This is a genomic window from Comamonas sp. SY3, assembly GCF_041730275.1.
Classification (GTDB): Bacteria; Pseudomonadota; Gammaproteobacteria; order Burkholderiales; family Burkholderiaceae_C; genus Comamonas; species Comamonas sediminis.
In genome coordinates, this window is the sequence record NZ_JBGTYN010000011.1 from 56,549 (window position 1) to 74,752 (window position 18,204).

18 protein-coding genes are annotated in these 18,204 nt (G+C 64.6%); 3 read left to right on the forward strand and 15 right to left on the reverse strand.

What is annotated here, in order from left to right; all coding sequences use genetic code 11:
• Positions 1–24: 24 nt before the first annotated feature.
• Genes ACCQ08_RS15255 through ACCQ08_RS15275 form a run of 5 tightly spaced genes read right to left on the reverse strand, consistent with a single transcriptional unit; the run spans position 25 to position 4,329 of the window.
• A complete protein-coding gene (locus ACCQ08_RS15255; protein ID WP_373450312.1) occupies positions 25–588 on the reverse strand; it encodes a lysine decarboxylase in 564 nt (187 codons plus the stop codon).
• The gene (locus ACCQ08_RS15260) at positions 569–1,399 is read right to left on the reverse strand and encodes an ABC transporter permease subunit (protein WP_312457565.1); all 831 of its coding nucleotides are present in this window, start codon (positions 1,397–1,399) and stop codon (positions 569–571) included. The genes ACCQ08_RS15255 and ACCQ08_RS15260 overlap by 20 nt, the downstream gene beginning before the upstream one ends.
• Entirely contained in the window at positions 1,396–2,478 is a 1,083-nt protein-coding gene (locus ACCQ08_RS15265) for an extracellular solute-binding protein (RefSeq protein WP_373450278.1), read from the reverse strand. Before ACCQ08_RS15265 ends, ACCQ08_RS15260 begins: the two co-directional genes overlap by 4 nt.
• A gap of 58 nt (positions 2,479–2,536) precedes the next feature.
• On the reverse strand, positions 2,537–3,565 hold the full coding sequence (locus ACCQ08_RS15270) for an ABC transporter ATP-binding protein (RefSeq protein WP_373450279.1): 1,029 nt from the start codon (positions 3,563–3,565) through the stop codon (positions 2,537–2,539).
• Positions 3,562–4,329, reverse strand: coding sequence for an ABC transporter permease (locus ACCQ08_RS15275; RefSeq protein ID WP_373450280.1), 768 nt, complete (start codon positions 4,327–4,329; stop codon positions 3,562–3,564). Before ACCQ08_RS15275 ends, ACCQ08_RS15270 begins: the two co-directional genes overlap by 4 nt.
• A 161-nt stretch (positions 4,330–4,490) precedes the next feature.
• On the opposite strand from ACCQ08_RS15275, the gene ACCQ08_RS15280 reads away from it, so the two are divergent.
• Positions 4,491–5,411: a LysR substrate-binding domain-containing protein gene (locus ACCQ08_RS15280; protein ID WP_373450281.1), complete on the forward strand. Its 921-nt coding sequence runs from the start codon at positions 4,491–4,493 to the stop codon at positions 5,409–5,411.
• A gap of 184 nt (positions 5,412–5,595) precedes the next feature.
• Positions 5,596–6,783 (forward strand): cellulase family glycosylhydrolase, encoded by a 1,188-nt coding sequence (locus ACCQ08_RS15285; RefSeq protein ID WP_312457505.1) that lies wholly within the window; start codon positions 5,596–5,598, stop codon positions 6,781–6,783.
• A gap of 10 nt (positions 6,784–6,793) precedes the next feature.
• Here the strand turns inward: ACCQ08_RS15285 and ACCQ08_RS15290 are convergent, their stop codons facing one another.
• From ACCQ08_RS15290 to ppa, 10 genes are all read right to left on the reverse strand, one after another.
• A complete protein-coding gene (locus ACCQ08_RS15290) occupies positions 6,794–8,071 on the reverse strand; it encodes an amidohydrolase family protein (protein ID WP_312457495.1) in 1,278 nt (425 codons plus the stop codon).
• 53 nt (positions 8,072–8,124) lie between these two features.
• Positions 8,125–9,048, reverse strand: coding sequence for an ABC transporter permease (locus tag ACCQ08_RS15295; protein WP_021025091.1), 924 nt, complete (start codon positions 9,046–9,048; stop codon positions 8,125–8,127).
• Between the two features lie 49 nt (positions 9,049–9,097).
• Positions 9,098–10,159, reverse strand: a complete 1,062-nt coding sequence (locus tag ACCQ08_RS15300; RefSeq protein ID WP_239811888.1) for an ABC transporter permease — start codon at positions 10,157–10,159, stop codon at positions 9,098–9,100.
• A 9-nt stretch (positions 10,160–10,168) separates the two neighbouring features.
• Positions 10,169–11,743, reverse strand: coding sequence for an ABC transporter ATP-binding protein (locus ACCQ08_RS15305; RefSeq protein WP_373450282.1), 1,575 nt, complete (start codon positions 11,741–11,743; stop codon positions 10,169–10,171).
• A 137-nt stretch (positions 11,744–11,880) separates the two neighbouring features.
• Positions 11,881–12,885, reverse strand: a complete 1,005-nt coding sequence (locus ACCQ08_RS15310; RefSeq protein WP_239811886.1) for a BMP family protein — start codon at positions 12,883–12,885, stop codon at positions 11,881–11,883.
• 400 nt (positions 12,886–13,285) lie between these two features.
• Entirely contained in the window at positions 13,286–13,624 is a 339-nt protein-coding gene (locus tag ACCQ08_RS15315) for a hypothetical protein (RefSeq protein ID WP_239811885.1), read from the reverse strand.
• Positions 13,625–13,641: 17 nt separating this feature from the next.
• On the reverse strand, positions 13,642–14,040 hold the full coding sequence (locus ACCQ08_RS15320) for a phage holin family protein (RefSeq protein WP_312409028.1): 399 nt from the start codon (positions 14,038–14,040) through the stop codon (positions 13,642–13,644).
• 109 nt (positions 14,041–14,149) lie between these two features.
• On the reverse strand, positions 14,150–14,467 hold the full coding sequence (locus tag ACCQ08_RS15325) for a YqjD family protein (RefSeq protein ID WP_373450283.1): 318 nt from the start codon (positions 14,465–14,467) through the stop codon (positions 14,150–14,152).
• Between the two features lie 225 nt (positions 14,468–14,692).
• Positions 14,693–15,805, reverse strand: a complete 1,113-nt coding sequence (locus ACCQ08_RS15330; RefSeq protein WP_312457414.1) for an NAD(P)/FAD-dependent oxidoreductase — start codon at positions 15,803–15,805, stop codon at positions 14,693–14,695.
• A gap of 138 nt (positions 15,806–15,943) precedes the next feature.
• Positions 15,944–16,471, reverse strand: a complete 528-nt coding sequence (gene ppa / locus ACCQ08_RS15335; RefSeq protein WP_239811882.1) for an inorganic diphosphatase — start codon at positions 16,469–16,471, stop codon at positions 15,944–15,946.
• Between the two features lie 266 nt (positions 16,472–16,737).
• Here ppa and ACCQ08_RS15340 point away from each other — a divergent pair, with 266 nt between their 5' ends.
• Positions 16,738–18,171, forward strand: coding sequence for an aldehyde dehydrogenase family protein (locus tag ACCQ08_RS15340; RefSeq protein WP_239811881.1), 1,434 nt, complete (start codon positions 16,738–16,740; stop codon positions 18,169–18,171).
• Positions 18,172–18,204: the final 33 nt, after the last annotated feature.

Sequence of the window (18,204 nt, forward strand, 5' to 3'; positions counted from 1 at the left end):
GCCTCACGAGCGCATTGCCGCCATTCACGCAGACGCGGCATCGCCCAAAAGGCAGTCCACGACGCAGCCCAGCATCTGCTGCACATCCGCCACCTCGACCGCGCCGGGCAAGGACAGTTCGCCGTGCAGCACGAAGACCGGGCGCTCCCACTTCAGGCCCAGCGCCATCTCGGAAAGCGTGCCCATGTTGTAGCCCACGGCTACCAGGCAGAGGGCGCTGCGGGCGATCAAGGCATTGCGCATTTCGCCGATTCCTGTCGGCAAGGCGACACTGAGATAAGGATTGGCATGGCGCTCATCCTCCTCGGGCAAGATGCCGATGGCGACCCCGCCTGCTTCGGTGGCGCCCTGTGAGGCCGCAGCCATCACACCGCCGCGCCCCCCACAGACAATCGCCATGCCGGCGGCAGCCAGCGCGCGGGCAATCAGCCGCGCATCGGCGTAGACCTGGCCATCGGCATCACCCGGGCCGATGACGCCCACCGGCCGGCGGTGGCGCGCCGGGCTGGCTTGGTGCAGGGCCAGCCGCCGCAGCGCCTCGGTCAGCCCGGGCGGCAAGCCCAGCACATCAATGCGATCCTGCGGCATGTTGTTCACGTTGGCGTGCAATGGCATCTCCCAATCCCATGACGATGACGCACAGCGCCATCAAAAGCAATGACAAGGCGGATGCGACGCTCAGGTCCGATCCGCCGTCGCTGACCTGTGCAAACAGCATCAGCGGAAGAATGTTCAGCTGCGTACCCACCAGCGCGAGCGCCGTGCCGTAGGTGCCCATCGCAATGGCGGCCACCAGGCAGGCGTTGGACACCACCGATGGCGCCACCTCGGCCACCACCGTGTCGCGGAATGCGCGCCAGCGCGTGGCTCCCAAGGTGCGCGCTGCCAGCATGGGCCGCAGGTCAAGGTTGGCAAACACCGGGTAGAGCGACAGCGCCACGCGGGGCACCAGGTAGTAGGCATAGGCGCAGCCCAGGCCGACCGTGCCATAGATCCAGCTGCCGACGGCAGCGCCATCCAGGCCCAGCGCCACCAGCAGCTGCGTGACAAAGCCCGAGCGCCCAAAGGCCAGGATGAAGCCATAGGCGATCACCAGACCCGAGAAGGCCAGCGGCAGCCCGAGCAAGGTCATCATCCAGCGCCGGCGCTGCAGCGGCTGGCGCCCCAGCTCAATGGCGATCACCGTGCCCACCAGGCCGGAGACGGCGCCGGCGGTCAGGCCCAGCACCAGGGTGTTCAGCACCGCCCGGCCCAGCAGTGGATTGCTCCACAAGCGGGCAAAGGCGCTGCCGCCGTCCGTCATGGCCTCAGGCACCAAGGATGCCAGCGGCAGCACGAAGAACAGCGCCATGAAGCACCAGGCCGGCCAGGCGCCGAAACGGCGTATCCAACCGCTCATGAGCGACCCAGCGTGGCCTGCGCCCAGAGCTGGTCGATCTCGGCCTTCTTGGCCGAGGCCTTGATGACATCGAGCGGACGGATCTGCGCCGCTGCCGGCAGCTTGCTGGCCACATCGTCGGGCAGCTTGACACCAGGCACTGCAGGCCGCACAAAGCCCTTGGCGAACAGCTGCTGGCCGGCGTCGCTCATGATGAAGTTCAGCCACAGCTTGCCGGCATTCGGGTTCGGGCCGCCCTTCACCAGGCTGATGGCATACGGTGCGGCCACGCTGGCTTCCTTGGGGATGACGACCTCGCAGGCGTCGCCCATGCCATCGTTATGCTTGGCCTTGAGGCCATCGTTCTCGTAGCCGATCCAGATCGGGATTTCGCCCTTGATGAACTTGGCATACGGGGTCGTGCCCTCCACGCGCTGCACATTGCCGGCGGCATGGAGCTTGCCCAGGTAATCCGTGCCGGGCTTGACGTTGTCCACGCTGCCGCCGTTGCCATAGGCTGCGGCCAAGGTCAGCACCTGGCCCACGCCGGCACTGCGGGGGTCCAGATAGGTCACGCTGTTCTTGTACTCGGGCTTGAGCAGGTCGGCCCAGCCCGTGGGCACATTCTTGACCAGCTTCTTGTTCACCAGGAAGGCGATGTTCAGGGTGTGGATGGTGAACCAGCGCCCTTCCGCCTCGCGGAACACCTCGGGCAACTTGTCGAAGTGGATGGGCTTGAACGGCGCCACCACGTCCTTTTTCGCGGCATCCACGGCCGAGGCCGCGAAGTAGTAGGCCGTGTCTGCCTGGGGGCGGCGGCGCATCTTCTCCAGCGCGACCACCGTGGCGGCCGAGCCCAGATCGTTGTAGCTCAGCTCGACATCGGGGTAGCGCTTCTTGAACTCGGCAAACAAGGCCTTCCAGTTGGCCCATTCCGGACCGGTGTCGAAGGACACGCAAAAACCTTCTTTTTTGGCCAGGTCGTAGAGCTCTTTTTCTCCGGCATAGAGCTCGGCCCCCTCCTGCGCCCAGGATGTGCGCTGGACCAGGGCTGCCAGAGGCAAGGTAGCAGCGGCTTGGATAAGATGTCGGCGTTGCATAGCGGTTTTCCTTCGTTGAAATTACGGTGTCGGTGGGTCTTGATCGGATGTGCGGTGCTCAGGCATCCAGCAGGCGAATGTGCTCGGGCGCGATCGCAATGGCCTGGCGTGCCGGCTGCCGGCCTTCGGCCAGGAAGGCGCGTGGCGCACCTGCCACCTCGAAGTCATAGCGCGTGAGCGACCCCAGATAGCGGCAGGCGCCCGGACGCCCCTGCAAGGTATTGGTCTGCCCGGGCTGCGGGTCTGGCTCGACATGCTCGGGGCGGATCAGCGCACGCACCTTGTGCCCCGGGCGATAGGTGCCGGTGGGCACGGACAGTTCGGCAAAACCAAAGTCCACGCGCCCGCCGGAGGCCACCCGCCCTTCCAAAATGGTCGATAGCCCCACGAACTCCGCCACGGCGCGGCAGTTCGGCATGTCGTAAATGTCCTTGGGCGAGGCGATCTGCAGCAGCCGCCCTTCCTTGAGCACCGCGACCCGGTCGGCCATGGCCAGCGCCTCTTCCTGGTCGTGGGTGACCAACAAGGTGGTGGCGCCAAACTGCTGCTGCAGCGCACGGATCTGGTCGCGCAGATGGCCCCGCACGCTGGCATCCAGCGCAGACAGCGGCTCATCCAGCAGCAGCGCGCGCGGATCGATGGCCAGCGCACGCGCCAGCGCCACCCGCTGCTGCTGCCCGCCGGAGAGCTGCTGCACCCCGCGCTGCGCAAAATCCGACAGGCCCACCACCTCCAGCAGCTCCGCCGCCCGGGCATGCCGCTGCGCGGCTGGCATCTTGCGCAGCGCCAGCCCGTAGGCCACGTTGTCCCGCACTGACAGATGCGGAAACAGCGCATAGCTCTGGAACACCATGCCGATGCCGCGCTGGTGCACCGGCGTGCCCGCCATGTCCTGGCCAGCCAGTGCGATGCGGCCCTGGTAGCCGGTCTCCAGCCCCGCTACCAGCTTGAGCAAGGTGGACTTGCCCGAGCCGCTGGGGCCGATCACCGCCACCAGCTCGCCCTGGCCAATATCGAAGGACACCTCGTGCAGCCCTTGCTGGCTGCCGGGGTAGCGGTAACTGACGTTCTCGAAAGTCAGGCTCATGGGGATTTACTCAAAAGAGAAGAAGACAGCAGTGCGGCCAGGCTGGCCAGCAGCAGCAGGATCACCGTGGCGGCGCAGGCAAAGCCGGTTGCGCCATAGAAGGCCTGCAGCAGCACCACCGGATAGGTGCGGTTCTGGAAACCGACCAGCAGATTGGAGAGGTTGAACTCCCCGATCGACAGCGCCGCCACCATCACCAGCCCGGACAGCATGCTCTGGCGCAGGCTCGGCAGCACGATGCCGCTGAAGCGCTGCCACTCGCCCGCCCCCAAGGTGGCGGCCGCCTGCTCCAGCCGCTCGATGCCGAGGTGGCGCAGATCGGTCAGCAAGGTGTTGGTGAGATAGGGCAAGGTAGCGATCACATGCGCAGCTACCAGCAGCGGTGTGCTGCCCAGCCAGGGCAAGGAATCGGTGTTGAAGACAATCATGTAGCCGAAGCCGAGCGTGATGGCGGGCACCGCGACGGGCATGGCGCTCACGATGCGGGCCGCAAAGGCGCGCCCGCGCGTTGCGCCCTGGTGCAGCGAATAGGCCAGCGGCAGCGCCAGCACCGCATTGATCGCGCAGGTGGACAGCGCGACGACCAGGCTGGAGACGAAGCCTTTGCGGAACGACGGGTCGCTCCACAGTTCCATGTACCACTGCCCGGTGAAACCCGAAGGCAGCAGTGTGTTGGTCCAGTTCTGCCCGAAGCTGCCGATCGCCAGCAATGCCATCGGCAGCAGCAGGTACAGGCCATAGACAATGGCAATGCCACGAACCATCTTGTCTCCCGGTAAAAGCGAATACTTTCCTTTTCAGACATGTTAGTGTAGCGATCGGCCTCTATATTGATATTGCAACTGCGTGACAATGCCACTTCATCATTGAATTAATGGAAAGTGTTTTCGCAACTTTTCATCAACAGAACGACTTACCGAGACCTATGAAACGGGACTGCCCCACCATCCAGGAACTGCTTGCGCTCGACGCCGTGGCCCGCCATTCCAGCCTGACCCTGGCGGCCTCCTCGCTGTGCGTGACCACCAGTGCCGTGAGCAAGCAGATTGCCTCGCTGGAAAGCTTTCTGGGCACCGCCCTGCTGCAAAAAGTGGGGCGCGGCGTACAGCTCACACCCGTGGGCCGCAGTTACTGGCTCAAGATCACCGGCAGCCTGCGCAACCTCGAAACCGCCACCTACGAGGCCCGCGCCGGCGCGGACACCCATGTGCTGAACCTCAGCTGCGTGCCGACGTTTTTCACGCGCTGGCTCATTCCCCGCCTGCCCCGCTTCCGCCAGGCCCATCCCCGCGCCACGCTCAGCTTCAGCCGCCATCTTGCGCCGCTGGAGAACCTGCCGGCCCATGTCGATGCCGCCATCCGCTACAACCCGGCTGACTACGCTGGCGTGGTGAACGAATACATCGCAGGGCGCGAGTTCGTGGTGATCGCCTCCCGCGAGCTGATGCAGGGCAAGCACAAGATCGAGAACCCCAGCGATGTGCTGGCCCATACCTTGCTGCACCATGAAGAAGCCCAGGGCGCCTGGTCGCAATGGGCCGCAGTCCATGGCATCACCCACCAGTTGCTGATCACCGGCCCACGGTTTGCGCAGTACTCGGCCTTGATCCAGGCGGCGCGCTGCGGGTTGGGGATCGCCTTTGTGCCGCTCATCCTCGTCGAAGACGAACTGGCCGAGGGCGTGCTGGTGACGCCGTTCGACGGCAGCACCGCCGTCGAGCATGGCCACTACCTGTGCTACCGGCCCGACCGCATGCAGTTTCCCGCTTTTGCGCAGCTGCGGCAGTGGCTGCTGGCGGAGGGTGGCGGCCAGGAAGCGGTGTCCAACCTGCCTGGTCATCCTTAAAAAGCAGAAGCGCAACGCGATGGCCAGGCATTGTGTGAGCAAGCGCAAAGGATGGGCCCGACGGCACGCCTCTTAAAACGCCTGTAACGGCGCCCAAACCGGTTGCAAACGGAAATCAATCAGGCCGATGCCAGTGATAGCATCGCCCGCATCCCCAGCCACTGGCCTTCAGCGCCCTGCTTCGATGTTCAAGATCTCTGTACCCAGCCTGGCCGTCGCGATGGCGCTGACCGCATCCGTGCAAGCGGCCGATCTGGCGGCCTTCTGGACCCACACCCAACGGGGTGGCAACAGCTTCAACCGCCTGCCGCCGGATGCCAGCTACTACGCAGCACTGCGCGGCTATGGCGCCAGCTGGGTACGGCTGTCGTATGACAAATGGAAGCCCGAGCAGCGTGATTTCCTGATGGGCAATGCCGACGACTACCGGCGCCTGTCCGCCGTGGATCTGGCCACCTTGAAAGCTTCGGTGGCCCAGGCCGATGCGGCGGGCTTGAAGGTGGTGATTGCACCGCTGTCGCTGCCGTTGTCCCGCTGGTCACAAAACAACGATGGCAAGTTTGATGACCGCATCTGGCAGGACAACGCGAACTGGACAGCCGCCGGCCAGTTTTGGCAAGACCTCGCCCGCGCGTTGAAGGACACGCCCGGCATAGCGGCCTACAACCTGGTCAATGAACCCGCGCCCGAGAAGGAAGGCGGCCTGCCCGAGCACGCCAGCCCAGCGGAGATGCAGGCCTGGTATGCCAAGGCCAAGGGTGGATCGCGCGATCTGCTCGCCTTCTACAACTACCTCATTGCCCAGGTGCGTGCCGTAGACCCGGACACGCCCATCATGGTCGATGCCGGCTGGTATGGCGCGGCCGATGCCTTCGCCTACTGGCCCAAAGCACTAGAGGACAAACGGGTGCTGTACAGCTTTCACATGTACGAGCCCTACCAGGCCACCAGCGGCCCCAACCTCAAGCGCAAGCAGCCCTACCGCTACCCGGGCGAGGTGCCGTTTGCCGGCAATACCCAGACCTGGAACAAGGAGCGCGTGGCTCGGTACCTGGATACCGTCAACGGCTGGGCGCGCTCCTTGTCGATCCCGCCGGAGCAGATCGTCATGGGCGAGTTTGGCTGTGTGCGCATGCTCGACAGCTGCAGCCAGTACCTGGACGATGTTCTGTCTTATGCCGAAGACAAGCGCTACCATTGGGCCTTCTACAGCTTTCGTGAAGATGCCTGGGACGCGATGGACTACGAACTGGGCCAGGCCAAGGTGCACTGGCGCTACTGGGATGCGATGGAAAAAGGCCAGCCCGACCCGGTGAAGCGCCGCGTGACACCGGAGTTCGAGCCCATCCGCAAGCGCTTGCAGCAGCGCTGAAAGGCCGTGCTTAACGCGCGCTCAGCAAGCTGGTGCTGGCTGGGCGCCCGGGCAGGTTCAAGCGGGCCACCGGAGCGGGCGTGCTGGCAATGCGCTGGCCTCGGCGCCAAACGCCCAGGCGCGTGGCCTTCAGGCGCAAGGCCTCGACGGGGTCCTTGGCATGCAGCAGCACAAAGTCGGCATGCGCGCCCTTTTCAATGCCATAGCCTTGCAGGCCCAGCAGGCGTGCCGGGTTCAGCGTGATGGCATCGAAGCACTGCTGCATGCCTGCGCGGCTGGTCATCTGCGCCACATGCAGGCCCATGCTCGCCACCTCCAGTGCATCGCCCGATCCCAGGCTGTACCAGGGGTCCATCACGCAGTCATGGCCAAACGCCACCGTCATGCCAGCGGCCATCAGCTCAGGCACGCGCGTCATGCCCCGGCGCTTGGGGTAGCTGTCATGGCGGCCCTGGATCGTGATGTTGATCAAGGGGTTGCTGACAACGCCCAGCTGCGCCTCGGCCATCAGGGCCATCAGCTTGCTGACGTAGTAGTTGTCCATGCTGTGCATGGAAGTCAGGTGCGAACCGGTCACGCGGCCATGGAGCCCCAGGCGCTGCGTGTGGTAGGCCAGCGTCTCCACATGGCGCGACATCGGGTCATCCGACTCGTCACAGTGCATGTCCACCCGCTTGCCGCGCTCGGCAGCCAGTTCGCAGAGAATGCGCACGCTCTCTGCGCCATCGGCCATCGTGCGCTCAAAGTGCGGAATGCCCCCGACGACATCGACGCCCAGGTCCAGCGCGCGCTTGAGGTTGTCCAGGCCGCCCGGTGTGCGCAGCACGCCATCCTGCGGAAAAGCCACCAGCTGCAGATCGATATACGGCGCCACGCGCTTTTGCACATCGAGCATCGCTTCGACCGGCAGCAGGCTGGGGTCACTGGTGTCCACATGGCTGCGGATGGCCAGCAGGCCGCGCGCCACCGCCCAGTCACAGTAGGCCAAGGCGCGTTCGACCAGGGCCTCATGCGTCAGCTGGGGTTTGAGTTCGCCCCAGAGCGCAATGCCTTCGAGCAAGGTGCCGCTTTCGTTGACACGCGGCATGCCGTAGCTCAGCGTGGCGTCCATGTGGAAGTGCGGGTCCACAAAGGGTGGGCTCAGCAGCAGGCCCTCGGCGTCCACCACCTCGGCCGCCGGCGCCTGCAGGCCCTCGCTCACCTCGGCAATCTTGCCGTCCTGCACAGCCACCGACATGTTCTTGCGGCCATCGGCCAGGCTGGCATTGCGAATCAATAAATCAAGCATTTTTTATCCTTGTAGGCAGACCCTGGTCTGCATCGTGGGGCGCGGCGCGCGGCTCAGCGCTCGCCTTTGCGGTAGGGTTTCATCAGCGCCTGCGGGTACGCGGCTTTGCGGGCCACCAGCACCAGCGCCAGGATCGACAGCAGGTACGGCAGCATCAAATAGAACTGGTAGGGCACGAGGCCATCGCCCGACTGCTGCAGGCGCAGCTGCAGCGCATCGAAGAACGCAAACAGCAGCGCGCCCAGCAGGGCCTTGCCCGGCCGCCAGGAGGCAAACACCACCAGTGCTACGCAGATCCAGCCCCGGCCATTGACCATGTTGAAGAAAAAGGCGTTGAAGGCCGACAGGGTCAGGAAGGCGCCGGCCACGCCCATCAGTGCCGAGCCCGCAATGATGGCACCGCTGCGCACAGCCATCACGGCCACGCCCTGCCCTTCTGCGGCCTGCGGATTCTCGCCGACCATGCGCACGGCCAGACCGAGGGGCGTGCGAAACAGCACCCAGGCGAGCAAAGGCACCAGCAGCAGGGCCAGCAAGGTCAAGGCCGTCTGGTCGCCCAGAATCGGAATCGGCAGCCAGTCCATCGCCTCAAAAGGCGTGATCGTGGGCGGTGTGTTCACCTTGGGAAAGCTCACCCGGTAACCGTAGTACGACAAGGCCGTCGCCAGCATCGTGATGCCCAGGCCTGATACGTGCTGCGACAGCGCCAGCCCCACCGTCAGCCAGGCATGCAGGCTGCCCAGCACCGCGCCGGTGAGTGCGGCCACCAGCACCCCCGTCCACAGGCCATGGCCGGCATACACGGTCAGCCAGCCGGTAAAGGCCCCGGCCACCATGATGCCTTCGATGCCCAGGTTCAGCACGCCGGCGCGCTCGCACAGCAGCACCCCCAGCGTGCCCAGCAGCAGTGGTGTGGCCGTACGCAGCACGGCCACCCAGAAAGAGGCATTGGCCAAAATATCCATCACGTCGCTCATCGGGTACCTCGCGCTGCGCTTTGTTTTTGGGATTTCAACATCGCAGATCTCACTTTCTGCGCAAGCGGTATTGGGTCATCAGGCTGGCCACCAGCACCGACAGCAGCGAGGCCGCGACGATCACATCGGCAATCGCATTGGGCACGCCCACCGCACGGCTCATGCTGTCGGCCCCCACCAGCATGCCGGCCACAAACACGGCCGAGGCCACCACACCCAGCGGATGCAGCCCTGCCAGCATCGCGATCACGATGCCGCTGTAGCCATAGCCGGGCGACATGTCCAGGGTCAGGTAACTGGTGCGGCCTGCCACCTCGATGGCGCCGGCCAGGCCTGCAAGACCGCCCGACAGCAGCGCCACCAGCACGACGGTGCGCGTCACCGGCACACCGGCAAAAGCCGCTGCCCGGGGGTTGGCACCTGCGGCGCGGATGTCGAATCCCGGCACCGCCCGCTGCAGCAGCAGCCACAACGCCACGGCCAGGCCCACGGCAATCAGCAGGCCATTGTGCAAACGGGTCTGCGCAATGAGCTTGCCCAGTTCCAGGTCGCCCTGCAGCGCCACGCTCTGCGGCCAGCCCATCGCCATCGGGTCTTTCATCGGGCCATCGAGCAGATAGGACACCGCCAGCAGCATGACAAAGTTCAGCAGCAACGTGGTGACCACCTCGTCCACACCCAGCTTGGTCTTCATCAACGCAGGGCCCAGCAGCAAGGCCGCGCCGGCCAGTGCGGCGGCCAGCAGCATCAGCGGAAACAGCAGATAAATGGGCAGCTCAAAGCCGGTGCCGCCATGCATGCCGCCCACGGCCACAGCCGCCACCGCACCGGCATACAGCTGGCCTTCGGCACCAATGTTGAACAGCCGCGCCCGGAAAGCCACTGCCGCGGCCAGGCCGGTCAGTATCAGCGGCACAGCGCGCGTCAAGGTCTCGGACAGCGCAAACAGCGAGCCAAAGGCCCCTTTGAACAGCGCCAGATAGGTCGCACCAACGGGCGCGCCGGCCCACAGCACCAGCAAGCCGCTGATGGCCAGGGTAAATACAACGGCCCCCAAGGGCGCAGCCACCATGGCCAGCTTCGACGGGGTTGCTCTTTTTTCTATACGCATGGCAGTCTCTCAGCGCTGGTGCACAGGCGCTGTCATAGGGGATCCGGCCATGGCCAGACCGATGGTCTCGCGGCTCCAGTCCGCAAAAGGCAGCACGGGCGACAGGTGGCCCTCGTGCATCACACCGATGCGGTCACCCAGTGCCAGCACCTCGTCCAGATCGTCCGAGATCAGCAGCACCGCAGCGCCGGCATCGCGGGCCGCCAGCAGCTGCTGGTGCACAAAGCGCACCGCGCCAATGTCCAGCCCCCAGGTGGGTTGGTGCGCCACAATCAGGCGCGGCGCCACGCCCTCGGCGCCTTGGGGTGCCAACAGCGCCCGGCCCAGAATCAGTTTTTGCATATTGCCGCCCGACAGCGAGCGGGCCGGCGCATCGAGCCCGCCACCGCGCACGTCGAACTGCCGGGACACATGCTGGGCCTGGCTGCGCGCCTGCGCACGGCGCACCCAGCCCCAGCGCGAGAACCAGGGGCTGCGCAGCCGCTCGGACACCGCGTTTTCCCAGACCGGCAAATCACCGACCACGCCGGTGCCATGCCGGTCTTCGGGGATACGGGCCACACCCTGGGCGACCAGGGCCACGGCCGACGCCGGAATCGGCGCGCCCAGGTACTGCACCGTGCCCTGGCCCGGGCGGCGCATGCCGCAGAGGATATCGGCCAAAGCCACTTGGCCATTGCCCGAGACACCGGCGATCGCCACCATCTCACCGGCCTTGAGTACCAGCGATACATCGACCAGGCGATCGCGCGCGGTGGACTTGGCCGAGGCCGTGGTGTGCACATGGCGCAGGCTGCAGACCTCGCCGCCCACCTTGGCGGCAGGTTGGCGCTCGGGCAGGCTCACCGCCTCGCCCACCATCCACTGCGCCAACTGCGCCTGGGTGCTTCCGGCAGTCGGCGCCTCGGCCACCAGCTTGCCGTGCCGCAGCACGGCGACGCGGTCGGCCACCCGCAGCACTTCGCCGAGCTTGTGGCTGATGAAAATGATCGACAGGCCCTGCGCCACCATCTGGGACAAGGTCGCAAACAGCGCCTCGCTCTCCTGCGGGGTCAGCACGGCGGTCGGCTCATCCAGAATCAGGATCTTGGCGCCCCGGTACAGCGCTTTGAGGATTTCCACCCGTTGGCGCTCACCCACCGACAGGCTGCCCACCCGCGCATCCGGGTCCACCACCAGACCAAACTGGCGCGCGACCTCGACCAGCTTGGCACGGGCCTGGCGCTTGGCCGACTGCAGGCGCAGCAGCGATTCGCTGCCCACGATGATGTTGTCCAGCACGCTCAGGTTGTCGGCCAGCGCAAAGTGCTGGTGCACCATGCCGATGCCAGCGGCCAGCGAGGCACGCGGCTGGCCCGGCGGCAGCGGCTGGCCCCTCACCGTGATCTCCCCCTCGTCGGCCACATAGTGGCCAAACAGGATCGACATCAACGTGGATTTGCCCGCGCCGTTCTCGCCCAGCAGGGCCACGATCTCACCCCGGTGCAGGGTCAGCGAAATGGAATCATTGGCCACCAGGGGGCCAAAACGTTTGGTGATGCCATGCAGCTGGAGCACGACAGGAGAGGAGCTTGGAGGAGACATGGGCAAAGGGGCCGCTGGGTTCGCTGGTCAGGCGGCGTGGCCTGCCAGCGGGCACAAAAACAGCCCCGGCAAGTGCCGGAGCTGGAAGTGGAGGCGCCATGCCAGTGGGCACAGCGCCTATGCAATCCAGGCCCGGCTTACTTGGCCGTGGACTTGGGTTGCGAGTCGTCGACCTTCACGGTGAACTTGCCCGACAGGATGTCGGCCTGCTTGGCCTGCACCTTGGCGATCAAGTCTGCGGGCAGCTTCTTCTCGAAGGTGCCAAACGGTGCCAGCGACGAGCCCTTGTACTTCATCATCGAGTACGGGCCGTAGTCCTCAGCCTTGTAGCTGCCGTCCTTCACCGCCTTGATCGCGCGCTCCACGCTGGGCTCCATGTGCCACAGCGCCGAAGCCACCACGGTATCGGGGTACTGTGCCTGGGTGTTGATCACGTTGCCGATCGCCAGCTTGCCCTTCTCCTTGGCCGCATCGCTCACACCGAAACGCTCGGCATACAGCACGTCCGCACCCTTGTCGATCATCGCAAAGGTCGCTTCCTTGGCCTTGGGCGGGTCAAACCAGCTGTTGATGAAACTGACGGTGAACTCCACCTTGGGGTTCACTTCCTTGGCGCCGGCCATGAAGGCATGCATCAGGCGGTTGACTTCCGGAATCGGGAAACCGCCGACCATGCCGATCTTGCCCGTCTTGGTCATGCCGCCGGCCACCATGCCCGTCAGGTACGCAGGCTCCTGGATATAGTTGTCGAACACACTGAAATTGGGCGCCTGGATCTTGCCGGACGAGCCCATCACAAAGGCGGTCTTCGGAAAGTCCTTGGCAACCTTGCGAGCAGCCGCTTCCACGCCGAACACCTCACCAAACATCAGCTGCGCACCGCCCGTCGCGTATTCGCGCATCACACGCTCGTAGTCCGCATTGGCGACGTTCTCGCTGGACTTGTACTCGATCTCGCCACGCGCCTCGGCAGCCTTGAGCGCCTCATGGATGCGGCTGACCCATTGCTGTTCATACGGCACGGTGTACACCGCCGCGACCTTGACCTTGGTCTGCGCCCAGGCCGGTGCAGCCGACAAGCCAGCCAGCGCAAGGGGAAGCGCAGCCAGACAGGTTTGAACAATACGACGCCGTGTAGTCATCAAGAAACTCCTTAGGGGTGAGATCCACCTGCGATCAAGTGGGCGGGCGAGAGAAGCAAGTTCTGTACCGTGTCTTGCGCCGCTGCGGTGCACAGGCCCGTGCTTGCTCCATTTTCAGGAGCAAACATGCGTTATTAGCCGTCCGTTGCAGCACCAGCAACACCGACCACAGCGCAAAAAACAAGTGCACCACGCAATGCGTATATACACAGCGCGCCGCGCATTCTAACCAGATAAGCGGGGCTTGACAGCGTATTTTCGCGATGCCATCGCAGACAGCAAGCGGACTGTCCCTATTGCCGGGACTGTGCCCGTGGCTGTAGCACGAAAAAAACCGCCATGCGGTAAAGCTTGGCGGTCTCCAGGGAGCCAAAGGTGCGAGGCAGCGCTCGCGTGCAGCCTAATGGCTGCGGCGCAATTTCATCACGATGGGCATCGCGATCGAGGCCATGCGGATCAGCTTGCGGGGGCCCAGCAACAGACCCGCACCGACCAGACCGGCACATACCAGAGGATGCTCACGGCCAAAGTTGATCAAGCGCTCTGCCAACGTGCCATAGGCCATCGGGTTGTGCTGGCCTCCGGCAGCATCTCTGCGCAGCGTGAGTGCCTGCTGGCGCGCCAGGCGGCGGCCTTCGAGACGTTCACGCTGGTTCTCTATACGCTGCAGCACTTCACGCGCTTGCGGATCCGTGGCCTGCAGCAGCACCAGATCAGCGTCCTTGCTTGCATTGCTCATAGCGTTGGTCACCTGCATTATTTAAGACGGCCCTTGACCGCTTGCCAGTCCTGGCGCAGCACGGTCTTGGTCAGCTGGAAGGGATTGGCGGCTTTCTTCGTCGTGAAATACAGGAAAGCCAGAACACCCAGCCACAGCACCAGCCAAACACCGGCCACCAGCCAGGTGGCGAGCATGCGGTTGGGCGTGTCCCAGAACGAAATGATGATGGCGCCCGACAGCACCGTCAGCGCGACGATGGTCAGGCCTGCGACCACCAAACCCATCAGTACCAGCCAGATCAGGTTCTTCTTCTGCTCCTGCCATTCAATGGCCAGCAGATCCATTCGGTCTTCAGCCGCCATGGCGCTTTCAGACAGCAGCGCGCGAAAGCGCAGCAGCATGTCATCCACGCCCAGCACAGACAACCAGTTCATGGACTCTCCTCGTGCATATGGGGCACCGGGGTGCCCCTTGTTCTAGGTCTTGGCCCGGCGGGCCAGGCCAGTGCGGCTATGGTGCCGGCAACTGGCCATCGGGCGCAGCTTAGCGGCGCGAGAAGATAAAGCCGATCAGCGCGCCTACGGCCAGCGCTGCGCCAGCAACGCGCCATGGCTCATCGTGGGCATAGCGGTCTGCGGCCAGTGCGGCCTCCTTGGCCTGGCGGGCAGCTTCCTGGTCTGCGCGCACTGCACCTTCACGGGCATCGCCAGCGGTGTCTTCCAGGCGCTGGCGCAGTTGCTTGATGTCCGGCACGCCGTCCAGGTCCTTGCTCGACAGCACGCCGCGCAGATCGCTCACCAGTTTTTCCAGATCAGCCTGGGCATTCTCAACGGTATCGCTCAGCAAATTGGATTTACGCATATTCATCATCCTTTTCTTGGTCAGGCTACAGGAAAGTTCCGCAGACGCCGTGCAGCACAGACAAGGACTGCGGCATGGCGTTAGCTCCGTTACATATTAACGGAGAAAGCGGCGCTGCCGGGTTCAGATATGCACCCCTGCCTGTCAGAAGATTCCGACTATCGCGGTACAAAAGCGTCTATTCGTAGTTTTCCCAGCACAGTCCACGCGGGGCGTAATCCATGCCTATGCCCCAGGCGCAGCGACTTCCCGGGCCACTGCCTTCGCAATCGCCAGGCAACTGGTCAACCCCGGAGATTCGATGCCCAGCAAATGGAAGAGACCAGCGGCGCCATGCACACCCGGGCCTTGCAGTACAAAGTCGGCATCGGGCTCGCCAGGGCCGCTGATCTTGGGCCGGATGCCGGCGTAGCCGGCTGCAAGCGCACCCTCCTGCAGCGCCGGCCAGTAGCGGCGCACGGCCGCGTAAAAGGCCTCGCCACGGGCGGGATCAACGACCAGGTCCTCCGGGCTTTGCACCCACTGCACATCCGGACCAAACTTGGCCTGACCACCCAGGTCCAGGGTCAGATGCACGCCCAGGCCACCGACCTCGGGCACCGGATAGATCAGATGCCTGAAGGGCGCGCGGCCCGACAGCGTGAAGTAGTTGCCCTTGGCGTAATGGGCGGTCGGCAGCTGCGTCAGGTCTGCGCCTTCAAACTTGCGCGCCAGATCGGGCGCCCACAGGCCGGCAGCATTGACCACGGTCGTGGCCTGCAGCTCGGTGCCATCTTCGGTGCGCAGCAAGATACTGCCCTCCTCGCAGCGGGCGGCAGCCAACGGGCTGTTGAAGACCACCATGCCACCGGCATTTTCCAGGTCGCCTTGCAGGCTGAGCATCAGGCCGTGGCTGTCGACAATGCCGGTACTGGGCGAATGCAGCGCCGCCACGCATTCCAGTGCGGGCTCGAGTGCCCGGGCCTCTTCGCGGCTGAGCAGCACCAGGTCATCGACGCCATTGGCAGCGGCATGGCGGGCAATGTCCTGCAGCTTCGCGCGCTGTGATTCGGACGTGGCCACAATCAGCTTGCCGCAGCGCTGGTGGTCGATACCTCGCTCCTGGCAGTAGGCGTACAGCAGCGCCTTGCCCTCCACACACCAGCGCGCCTTGCGCGATCCCTGGGCGTAGTAGATGCCGGCATGGATTACCTCGCTGTTGCGCGAGCTCGTGCCCGTACCAATGGCATCCTGGGCCTCCAGCACCAGCACTTCCCGCCCCGCCAAGGCGAGTTCACGGGCGACAGCCAGCCCCACCACCCCTGCACCAATCACCACGCAATCGACGACATCAACCACTTGCTCGCTCCTTCGCTTTTTTGTATGCCTGCCAGCTTAGCGCCTGGCGCATCGCCCAAAAGCAAAAAGCCGGTGAAAAACCGGCTTTTGTCAGCATGGCCTGGCGAGGGCCGCAAGGCCCCAGCAGGCGGCGCCTTCTTACTTCTTGCAGTTGGCGATGCCGTCGAGGATTTCCTTGTGCGCTTCGTCCACGCCCTTCCAGCCCAGCACCTTCACCCACTTGCCCTTTTCCAGGTCCTTGTAGTGTTCGAAGAAGTGCGAGATCTGCTGCAGCACCAGGTCGTGGATATCGCTCAGGTGGTTGATCTTGTCATAGGAAGGCAGCAGCTTCTGGGTGGGCACGGCCAGCACCTTGCCGTCCACGCCGGACTCATCTTCCATCTGCAGGATGCCGATCGCGCGGCAAGGCACCACCACACCGGTAGGCAACGGGAAAGGCGTCATCACCAGCACGTCCACCGGGTCGCCGTCGCCCGACAGGGTCTGGGGCACATAGCCGTAGTTCACGGGGTAGTGCATCGCGGTGCCCAGGAAGCGGTCCACAAACACGCAGCCCGAATCCTTGTCCACTTCGTACTTCACAGGAGCGGAGTTGGCCGAAATTTCGATCACAACATTGAAGACATCAGGGGCCTTGGAGCCAGGGGTCAGTTTTTCGAAGGACATGCGATTCCTATGAGGTCAATTGAATGGAGGGCCGGCAGCACGCAAAATATTGGCCCGCCAGCGGCAAAACCCCGTGATTTTAGGTGCATTGGCCCGCCATCGCCCAAAAAGTGCCAACAGGCTGCTCAAATGGGCTGGTCAAACCCGTGACAACCGCGGGCTCATCCCGGTAGGCGCTGGCCCATTCCTGCGCTATCGTGGTGGCCGTTTCGAGCCTGCCAGCTGGCAGACTCTGCCGCCTATTGCACCCAGAACGGAACAACGCCATGCAATTGCATTACATCGCCAACGCCTCTGTGCCCTCGCTGTCGGGCAAGACCATCCCCGTCCTCGACCCCTCTGACGGCCAACCCTTTGATGAAATCCAGCGCGGCAATGCGGAAGATGTCGACCATGCGGTGCAGGCCGCACGTCTGTGCTACGACAACGTATGGCGCAAGACCAGCCCTGCGGAACGCAGCCGCCTGATGATGCGCCTGTCGGCCAAGGTGTTGGAGCATGCCGATGAACTGGCCGCCATCGAGCAGCGTGATTGCGGCAAGCCCACGAAGCAGGCCAAGGCCGACGCATTGGCGCTGGGGCGCTATTTCGAGTTCTACGCCGGCGCGGCAGACAAGCTCCATGGCGAGACGATTCCCTACCCCCATGATTTCAGCGTGCTGACCTGGCGCGAACCCCATGGCGTGACCGGCCATATCGTGCCCTGGAACTACCCGATGCAGATCTTTGGCCGCTGCGTGGGCGCCGCGCTGGCGGCAGGCAATGTCTGCGTCGTCAAGCCCTCCGAAGACGCATGCCTGAGCCTCATCCGCGTGGCGCAGCTGGCGGCCGACGTGGGCTTTCCTGCCGGCGCCATCAACATCGTCACTGGTTTTGGCCATGAAGTGGGCGACGCGCTGGCCCGCCATCCCGATGTGGACCACATCAGCTTTACCGGCAGCCCCCGCATCGGCACCTTGATCGAGCAGGCCGCTGCCGAGCGCCACTGCCCCTGCACGTTGGAGCTCGGTGGCAAGAGCCCGCAGATCGTGTTTGCCGATGCCGATCTGGATGCCGCCATCCCGACCATCATCAACGCCATCATCCAGAACTCCGGCCAGACCTGCTCGGCCGGCTCGCGTCTGCTGGTCGAACGCAGCATCTACGAAACCCTGCTGGCACGCCTGGGCAGCGCCTTTGAAGCGCTGCGCGTGGGCCCGGCCAGCCTGGACCTGGACCTGGGTCCCCTGATCCGCCAGACCCAGCAGCAGCGCGTCTGGGATTTTCTGAGCGATGCGCACAACGACGGCATCTCCGTCGTCGCGCAGGGCCAGATCATCGACGAGGCACCAGAGGGCGGCTACTACCAGGCCCCCACCTTGCTGCGCGATGTGCCCGTGGACCACCGCCTGGCCCAGGAAGAGATCTTTGGCCCCATTCTCAGCGCCATGGCCTTCGACACCGAGGAAGAAGCCATCAAGATGGCCAATGCCACCCAGTTCGGCCTGGTCGCCGGCGTCTGGACGCGTGATGGTGGCCGCCAGTTCCGCGTGGCCAAGCGCCTGCGCAGCGGCCAGGTCTTCATCAACAACTACGGCGCCGGCGGCGGTGTGGAGCTGCCCTTTGGTGGCACCAAGGCCAGCGGCCACGGCCGCGAAAAGGGCTTTGAAGCGCTGTATGGCTTTACCACGCTGAAGACCGTCGCCATCCGCCACGGCTGATACCGGCTCGCAGGCCCTCCCCCACAGCGCCGC